Annotated in this window: 8 protein-coding genes and 1 pseudogene; 4 read left to right on the top strand and 5 right to left on the bottom strand. The window is 51.7% G+C overall.

The annotated features are described in order from the left end of the window. Window positions 1–7: 7 nt before the first annotated feature. Window positions 8–1,074: pseudogene (locus tag ACN4EG_RS20295) on the bottom strand (IS630 family transposase). Window positions 1,075–1,517: 443 nt separating this feature from the next. On the opposite strand from ACN4EG_RS20295, the gene ACN4EG_RS20290 reads away from it, so the two are divergent. Next, entirely contained in the window at window positions 1,518–2,081 is a 564-nt protein-coding gene (locus ACN4EG_RS20290) for a Uma2 family endonuclease (RefSeq protein WP_431632009.1), read from the top strand. A gap of 104 nt (window positions 2,082–2,185) precedes the next feature. Next, the gene (locus ACN4EG_RS20285) at window positions 2,186–2,866 is read left to right on the top strand and encodes a Uma2 family endonuclease (protein WP_431632008.1); all 681 of its coding nucleotides are present in this window, start codon (window positions 2,186–2,188) and stop codon (window positions 2,864–2,866) included. Window positions 2,867–2,931: 65 nt separating this feature from the next. Here the strand turns inward: ACN4EG_RS20285 and fabF are convergent, their stop codons facing one another. Both fabF and ACN4EG_RS20275 read right to left on the bottom strand, forming a co-directional pair. Beyond that, a complete protein-coding gene (gene fabF / locus ACN4EG_RS20280) occupies window positions 2,932–4,188 on the bottom strand; it encodes a beta-ketoacyl-ACP synthase II (RefSeq protein WP_431632007.1) in 1,257 nt (418 codons plus the stop codon). Window positions 4,189–4,294: 106 nt separating this feature from the next. Then, window positions 4,295–4,537, bottom strand: coding sequence for an acyl carrier protein (locus tag ACN4EG_RS20275; RefSeq protein ID WP_431632006.1), 243 nt, complete (start codon window positions 4,535–4,537; stop codon window positions 4,295–4,297). A 66-nt stretch (window positions 4,538–4,603) separates the two neighbouring features. On the opposite strand from ACN4EG_RS20275, the gene ACN4EG_RS20270 reads away from it, so the two are divergent. After that, complete coding sequence (locus ACN4EG_RS20270) at window positions 4,604–4,732, top strand: hypothetical protein (RefSeq protein ID WP_431632005.1); 129 nt, start codon at window positions 4,604–4,606, stop codon at window positions 4,730–4,732. A gap of 145 nt (window positions 4,733–4,877) precedes the next feature. On the opposite strand, the gene aroH is transcribed toward ACN4EG_RS20270, so the two are convergent. Both aroH and sppA read right to left on the bottom strand, forming a co-directional pair. Next, the gene (aroH, locus tag ACN4EG_RS20265; RefSeq protein WP_431632004.1) at window positions 4,878–5,270 is read right to left on the bottom strand and encodes a chorismate mutase; all 393 of its coding nucleotides are present in this window, start codon (window positions 5,268–5,270) and stop codon (window positions 4,878–4,880) included. 263 nt (window positions 5,271–5,533) lie between these two features. Beyond that, window positions 5,534–6,448, bottom strand: coding sequence for a signal peptide peptidase SppA (gene sppA / locus ACN4EG_RS20260; RefSeq protein ID WP_431632003.1), 915 nt, complete (start codon window positions 6,446–6,448; stop codon window positions 5,534–5,536). Window positions 6,449–6,557: 109 nt separating this feature from the next. On the opposite strand from sppA, the gene ACN4EG_RS20255 reads away from it, so the two are divergent. After that, window positions 6,558–7,661, top strand: coding sequence for a DMT family transporter (locus ACN4EG_RS20255; RefSeq protein WP_431632002.1), 1,104 nt, complete (start codon window positions 6,558–6,560; stop codon window positions 7,659–7,661). The last annotated feature ends 68 nt before the right edge of the window (window positions 7,662–7,729 follow it).

The raw sequence follows: 7,729 nt of genomic DNA, 5'->3' as shown, positions 1-7,729 counted from the left end.
TAAGTAGCTAGGCTGAATTAAATATAAAACGTTCAACCTTATAACCTTTGGGAAAATAGCGGTTTTCTACCCCAGCGATAACGGCCATGGCTAAGTCATAGGAATTATCGAACATCTGTCCTGAGATCTCGTGAGCTTTTAACTGATGCCACTCCCCTTCAATGGGATTCATTTCTGAGCAATAAGGCGGTAGAAAAAACATGATCAGTCCTTGTTCTGCCCAAGTATCCCATTGGGCTTGAGTCACTTTACTCTTATGCCATGAGCCATTGTCCTGAACCACCACCGTTATTTTCCCCGTGGTCGCTAAGGTCTGAGCCGCTTTCTCAGCGATCCAATTCATCACCTTAATGTAACTATCGCTGTTAAACCCACCTTTGACTAAGGCATACTCAAATCCCTTGCCCCCTTCCCATACCCCTAAAATACTGATGCGACGACTGCCGTAAACGATCTGAGTCTGTTCTTGTCGTTTTTGCGCTCCAATCCGACTGTAGCCGTAGCAGATGGGACTCCAAAGGGCAAACCCTGATTCATCCAAGTACTTCACATCGATCAGGTCCAGACTGGCCCATTGTTTGAGCATATCTAGGTCTGCTTGTTTGATGGCCCGTTGTGCCTTGTCTTGTTTTTTGCGATGGCTATGGCGCGTTCGTTTCCAGCGGTAGTCTTTTTTTTAATGATCTCTCGTAATCGGTCACTACTCAGGTTGACCAGACCTGCATCCTTAAGTTTTCGAGAGATTTGGACACTGTTATAGGTTTGGCTAGGGTCTTCCAGACAAGCTTCGATAAATTCCATATCTGCTTCGGTCCAACGCCGTTTTGCGCCCCGTCCGGGGGCTTCCCATAATCCCGATAGACCCCGGTCATTCCAGCGTTTAATCGTTGCTCGGACGGTGTGCTCATGGCAGTCAAATACCTCAGCAATCGCAGGCACATTCCAGCCTTGAGCGTTTAACCGAAGCATATGAGCACGGTCGCGGGTTCGTTGAGGAACGGTTGTTGCGACTCTCAATTCGCTCAACATTTCATCGTCTTCTGGGCTAAGAATGATACGGAGAGGGGCTGGCATTTTAAAGAGAAAAAAGTTCCTTCTATCTTACATTTAATTTACCCCTCCTACTTAATCAACTACATGTGCTTCGGTTTAGCGATCGTATTCACTGGAGCATTCCCGTTCCTGTTCCCGGTTCTCATTGGCAATACTTCAGCTTGATGCAACGTGAGCGTTCCACCCAGTGATGGTTTAAGCAAAAACTGGGGTTCTATTTACACGCTCAATTTTTAGAAGTCACTAAAAGAACCCCGGTTGTTATACCAAATTAATTTATCAATGCCACAGATTCGATCCCCCCTAGCCCTCTTATTAAGGGGGAAATTCAGGCAAATTCTTTCAAAGTCCCCCTTATTAAGGGGGATTTAGGGGGATCGTTATGGATTGCAATCACAAGTTGATTTGATATTACTCCTTGTAATCGATCGACTACACTAAAACTAAGCTTAACGGTCATCCCAATGGTTACTCCCTCCCTGCGGTGGACAACTCGCGATCTAGATGCCATGCCCGACGATGGCGGCTGGAAACGCTACGAAATTATTGATGGAGAATTATTTGTGACCCGCGCCCCCCACATCCGCCACCAATCCGCAGGTGGCCGCATCTATGTAGAGTTGGCAATTTGGTCAAAAATCACTCAACTGGGGGAACCCTTTCAGACTCCAGGCGTTATTTTCACTCCGACCGATGCCGTCATCCCGGATGTGGTCTGGATTAGCCAAACCCGTCTGGCCAATGGCGTGGATGAAGCGGGCCACCTCGTAGTTGCGCCGGAGTTGATGGTTGAAATCCTGTCTCCCGGTGCGCTCAACGAGCAACGCGATCGGGAAGTCAAACTCAAGCTGTACTCCCGCCATGGCGTACAGGAATATTGGATCGTCAACTGGCAACTCAAAACCCTAGAAATCTATCGCCGCACCGACGCCCAACTCCAACTAGTCACCACCCTCCTCGAACCCGACACCCTCACCTCACCACTCCTCCCAGGATTCAGCACCGCGATCGCCCAGATTTTTGCCTAGCCACCAGTGACAAAAATCAGGATTCTACTAACTCTCCTTATTCCTACTAAAAGTACGATTCAGACTCCCAGTTTTTAGTAATTCTCCATTTCCCATTGCTGCCTATGGTTCTCCAGCCCTTTGCCCGCAACCTGCCGATTCCTCCCCTAGAAAGCGGCGATCGACTGACCCGTGCAGAATTCGAGCGTCGCTACGAAGCAACCCCTGAAAAATTTAAAGCCGAACTGATTGAAGGAGTGGTTTACGTGGCATCCCCCGTCAGAGTTTTCCACGGCACCCCCCATGCGGCATTGATCGGGTGGTTAACCGTGTATTGGGCTGCAACCCCTGGCGTCAGCGTGGCAGATAACACCACCACCAGGCTGGACATGGACAATGAACCCCAACCGGACGCCTTACTGCGCATTGAAACTGGAGGAAGTTCAACCATCAGTGACGATGGCTACATTGAAGGGGCACCGGAACTCATCGCCGAAATTGCAGCCAGTAGTGCCGCGATCGATTTGGGAGCCAAGCAAAACGCCTATCGTCGCAATGGGGTTCAGGAATATCTCGTCTGGCAAACCTTTGAAAATCGCTTAAGTTGGTTCCACTTACAAGCGGAGGAATTTGTGGGGGTGGAACCGGATACCGATGGCATCATTCGCAGTCGCGTATTTCCAGGGTTATGGCTAGCAATTCCTGCACTCTTGGATGGCAACATCACCGAGGTTCTCAAGGTGCTGCAACAGGGGCTTGCGGATCCCAGCCATCAAGCCTTTGTTCAGAAGTTGGCTGAGCGATAAATCCTCAGACAAAAACCGGGGTTCTTGAAGAACCCCGGTTTTTAGGTCAGTATTTAGCGATCGTGCTACGGCACAAACTTCTTAAACGCCAGCGTCACATTGTGACCGCCGAATCCAAAGGAGTTGGACAGCGCCACATCCACGACCTGCTCCCGGCTTTCGTTCGCGACGTAATCTAAATCGCAACCCTCGTCGGGATTGTCTAAATTGATCGTCGGAGGAACCCGATCGTTGGCGATCGCCATGACACTGGCCACCGCCTCAATACCACCCGCACCGCCCAGCAAGTGCCCCGTCATGGACTTGGTGGAACTGACCGTAATCTTGTAGGCATGATCGCCCAGCGACAATTTAATCGCCGCCGTTTCATTGGGGTCATTGATTGGCGTACTGGTGCCGTGGGCGTTGATATAGCTCACCGACTCCGGCAGCAAATCCGCATCCTTCAGCGCTAGAGAGATCGCCCGAGCCGCATCCAACCCACCGGGCGTTTGACCCGTCATGTGGTAAGCGTCACAGGTGGCACCGTAGCCCACCAACTCGGCGTAAATTCTGGCTCCCCGCGCGATCGCGTGTTCCATTTCCTCAATGACGAGAATTCCCGATCCTTCGCCAAGAACAAAGCCGTTACGATCGCGATCGAAGGGACGGCTGGCATGGCTGGGGTCATCATTGCGGCTGGTGCAAGCCGCCTTACAGGCCACAAAACCCGCCACTGACAACGGAGTCACCGCTGCTTCCGTACCGCCGCAAATCATCGCTTGGGCATAGCCACCGCGCACAATCCGGAACGCATCCCCGATCGCATTGGAACCCGCCGCACAGGCCGTCACAGAACAGGAGTTCGGCCCCTTAGCTCCCAACTGAATTGCCGTCACCCCCGCTGCCATGTTGGCAATCATCATGGGAATCATGAACGGGCTACAACGATCGGGGCCTTTAGTCCGATAAATCTCGTGCTGATCCTCGAGCACCTTGAGACCTCCAATTCCGGTCCCAATCAGTACCCCAACTTGCTCAGCATTCAACTCATTAATTTCCAATTTGGCATCAGCAACTGCCTGCTTACTGGCGGCCACTGCAAACTGAACAAAGCGATCCATGCGCTTCGCCTCTTTGGGCGGCATATACGCACTGGGGTCGAAGTTCTTCACTTCCGCTGCAATCCGACAGTCGTGAGCAGAGGCGTCAAACAACGTAATCGGCCCGATGCCATTCCGACCCGCCATCAATCCGTCCCAATACTCTTCTAAAGTATTGCCGATCGGCGTAATTGCACCGAGACCTGTGACTACAACGCGCTTATATCCAGGATTTGCCATGATTTACAGTTCAAAGGTGAGGTCAAAAGTTCTGAGTCTTGAAGCTTGAGTCTTGAGCCAGAGTCAGAACTGAAAACCCAAAACCCAGAACCCGAAACTTTAACAATTAAGCAGACTTCTCTTTGATAAAGTCCACAGCCGCTTGGACGGTTGCAATGCTTTCCGCAGCTTCATCGGGAATTTCAATGTCGAACTCTTCTTCCAGAGCCATCACGAGTTCAACGGTATCCAGGGAATCAGCACCGAGATCATTTTGGAAGCTAGCTTCAGGAACAACCTTATCCGCTTCCACGCTGAGTTGATCTACCACGATGCTTTTTACTTTTTCAAAGATTTCAGTCTCAGTCATAACCTTCCTCAATTAGTTGCAGCCATTAGTAGCAGCAATGCTCTCCTACAGAGACTTCATTATTCCATGAATTGGGATCTTGGAAGGGTGGCGGTGGCGTTGACCCTGGGAAATTTTGCAATTAGCAAACTTCAGCAACGAGTCCAAGCGCCTACTCAAGCCACGGCCAAGGCCATGACTCAAGCCATCGCCTAGGACACGACTCAATCTGTGGCTAGTCGATCCAACTAGGGTTAGATTTGCGGGTCGAGGTGACAAGTTGCCTAGCAACTGACTCGCAACTGACTTGCAACTGACGGGAAAAACAAACTTAGAGCGGATCAGAGCGCGAACTAGCGCACTAACTTTGAACCAAGGGGGCCATCAGCGCTAAATCTGGACGAAGAATTCGCGCATCTCGCAAGTAGGGGTGATAGATTTGTTGGGCTGGATCAGGGGTGTTGAAATGCAGCAATAGCCGAATACACCGTTCCAAACTGCCTGCTACATACATGTGCTGAAAATCCATCAGAGGAACCTGATCCCAGCCGGGACGCTTCCGGGCGATCGCCGCTGGAAAAATGGCATCTAAATCTCGGGTGACGGAGAAGGTTACGCTAACAACCTCTGACAAATCCAGCGGATTCCGGGACTCCAGCTCATCCAACAACTCTGTCACTGCATCTGCGATCGCGTCTTTTGTATTTTCAGTGACGGTGATTGCGCCCCGAATTGCTCGAACTCGCCAGTGCACGTTAGGTATCCTCCGGGTATGAAATGAGGTGAGCAAACTAATCATAGGAGATCTGGACACAACCGCCGCCCGGAGAACCGTCGCAAAATCGTAGAGGACCCTAGGGTGGTAGGATGCGGGCGTTGTCTGCAAAATCCGTTGAATCTTGCTGTCGCCGGTGCTTTCAGCTAGGGCAACAGCAGGATCCCCAATCTGAGATCTCCGTTACCAGCCTAGCCATTTGGAACAGCCATTGCCAATAGGTGACTCATTTAGGTAGCTCACTAGGGACGATATAACCAGAGCGGCATCCCCTGGGTTTCTAACTCAAACTCTAGCCAATCGATCCCCGTTTGCAAGGCAGGTACCTTCACCCAGGGTTTTAGGTTGGATTGACTGCCAGTGATTCGGCTGAGCAAAGGCTTGGGTTCCTCAAACCGAAACACCTTGGCCTTTTCCGGATCCAACCCTGCTAGTTCCGCAGCCCAGCGGCGGGCATCCTCTTCCGTCCCGAGGCGATCGATCAGCCCCAGCTCCAACGCTTGCTCACCGGTGAAAATCCGACCATCAGCGAACTGCTTCACGGCATCCGGTGCCAACTTCCGCCCCTCCGCCACCACCTGGACAAATTGCTCATAACTGGTGTCGATCAAGTCTTGGAGAATCTGCTGCTCTGGCTCGGTTAATTCCCGATCGAAGGACAGGATATCTTTATACGGCCCCGATTTAATCACCTTAAAGGACACGCCTACCCGATCGAGCAGCCGCTCCAGGTTATTGCCCCGCAGAATGACGCCAATGCTGCCCGTAATGGTGCCGGGGTTGGCCATGATGTGCTGGGCGGCCACCCCAATGAATACACCACCCGACGCGGAAATATTACCAAAACTCGCAACCATCTTACAGCCCTTGGTTTGGAGGCGTTTGAGGGCACTGTAGATTTCGTAGGAGTCGCCCACGGTGCCGCCGGGACTATCGATGCGCAGGAGCAATGCTGGAAACTTCCGCTCCTCCACCTCTTTCAGCGCTTCCAACACACGCTTCCGAGTGGCACTGGCGATCGCACCTTGAATTTCAATGCGGGCAATCTGTTTTTTGTAATGGGGACGAAATGGAAACATGGTTGGTAGAAAATTTTGAGAGGGACTGAAATGCTGAAAAGAGCTTGCCTGCGGTAAAAAGTGGGCAGTGAATGCCATACAGCCAACTCGATCGGGCGAATTGCAGGATTTCTCTGCTTCACACCCTATACAAATACTTTACACAAATACATAATTTAACTAATCCTTCCACGCTCTTAACCTTGCCATGCTGTCAAAGCTTCCCCAGGGGAAATCCATTTCGGCGCTGCTGTTGATTGCTCCCTTTTTCTTTTGGGGGACGGCAATGGTCGCCATGAAGGGCGCGATCGCCGATACCACACCGTTTTTCCTCGCGGGATTTCGCTTGGTACCAGCGGGATTTTTGGTATTAGTCGCTGCGATGCTCAGCCGCCGAGAGCAGCCAAAAACCTGGAAAGCTTGGCTGTGGATTGCACTGTTTGCCCTGGTAGATGGCACGCTGTTCCAAGGCTTTCTGGCCCAGGGATTGACCCGCACAGGGGCGGGTTTGGGTTCGGTGATGATTGACTCCCAACCCTTGGCCGTGGCACTCCTAGCCTGGATTTTATTTGGTGAAAAGATTGGTTTAATCGGGGCGATCGGGCTCCTCCTGGGCGTTGGGGGCATCAGTTTGTTGGGGTTGCCCCAGGAATGGATTAGGCAGTGGGTCGATCCGACCGTGTGGAGTTGCGCGAGTTTCAGTTTTGTGCCCCTGGATCTGATCAGCAGCCTGTTTGATAACGGCCAATGGCTCATGCTGATGGCGGCCTTGTCCATGGCGATCGGGACAGTGATGGTGCGCTACGTTTCCCGCCATGTCGATCCAGTTGTGGCAACGGGTTGGCATATGGTGCTGGGGGGCTTGCCTTTGTTTGTCCTGTCCGACTGGCTGGAAGTTGATCAATGGACGGCCTTAACCGCTACCGATTGGCTAGCCTTGGGTTATTCCACAGTCTTCGGCAGTGCCCTGTCCTATGGCTTGTTCTTCTACTTCGCCTCCCAAGGCAACTTAACCAGCCTGAGTTCCCTGACCTTTTTAACGCCCGTCTTCGCCCTAACCTTTGGCAATTTTTTCCTGGCTGAAAATTTGGAACCCTACCAATGGCTGGGCGTAGCTTTAACGTTGGTGAGTATTTATGCAATCAATCAGCGGGATGCGCTGGCGGCCAAGCTCTGGCCAGCAGCCAATGACTCGCTTGATCCCGATCGATCGCGGGTAGATGGTGATCGGGCAGATGGCAGTACCATGGCAGCTATAGCAGTCGGTTTAGCCGACGATTCCAGCCCCGATCACAAAATTTCTTCACCGTAAACCGAACCAGACGGTTAGGATTGAGCAAAGTTTGTGCAATCTGAAGAATATTATTGACGATCGCGCTG

The sequence above is a fragment of the Alkalinema pantanalense CENA528 genome (genome assembly GCF_050753345.1).
In the GTDB taxonomy this organism is placed as follows: Bacteria; Cyanobacteriota; Cyanobacteriia; order Leptolyngbyales; family Leptolyngbyaceae; genus Alkalinema; species Alkalinema pantanalense.
This window is presented reverse-complemented; position numbering and strand designations above follow the sequence as displayed.